Here is a 402-nt window from a genome sequence, read left to right as displayed (position 1 = left end):
AACTATACCTATAGCATCATTACCATTAGATATAGCTTGACCTAGAGAATTTGCTTGAGATTTTAAGCTATCAGCTATAACAAGACCTGAGGCATCATCAGCTGCTGTTTGTATCCTAAGACCAGAGCTAAGGCGACCTAGTGAGCTACTAAGAGCTCTATCATTTACTACTGAGTTAGCATGAGCATTCATAGCTGCTATGTTAGTGTTTATTCTAAAACTCATATTATATCCTTTTAAAAGAAATTTGCCTTAAGCTTAATCCTTTGCTTAGGCTTATTTGATTATATCGCAAGGTAGATTAAATTGTTTATATGGGGGGGGGGGAATTTAACACTTTTTTTAAAAAAAGTGCAAATTTAATATAAATTTTTCAAATTTTCATTAAATTTGGCTTAAATT

The 402-nt window shown here is 32.1% G+C and carries 1 protein-coding gene; it reads right to left on the bottom strand.

Translation table 11 applies throughout. The annotated features are described in order from the left end of the window. Nucleotides 1-225: flagellin N-terminal helical domain-containing protein (locus tag CSUIS19072_RS08470; RefSeq protein WP_442863300.1), on the bottom strand; the 225-nt coding region annotated here is incomplete at its 3' end. Nucleotides 226-402 lie beyond the last annotated feature (177 nt).

This window comes from Campylobacter sp. RM19072 (assembly GCF_024723485.1).
GTDB classification, from domain to species: domain Bacteria; phylum Campylobacterota; class Campylobacteria; order Campylobacterales; family Campylobacteraceae; genus Campylobacter; species Campylobacter porcelli.
The sequence above is the reverse complement of the archived record's forward strand: the minus strand, read 5'-3'. Positions and strand labels throughout refer to the sequence as shown.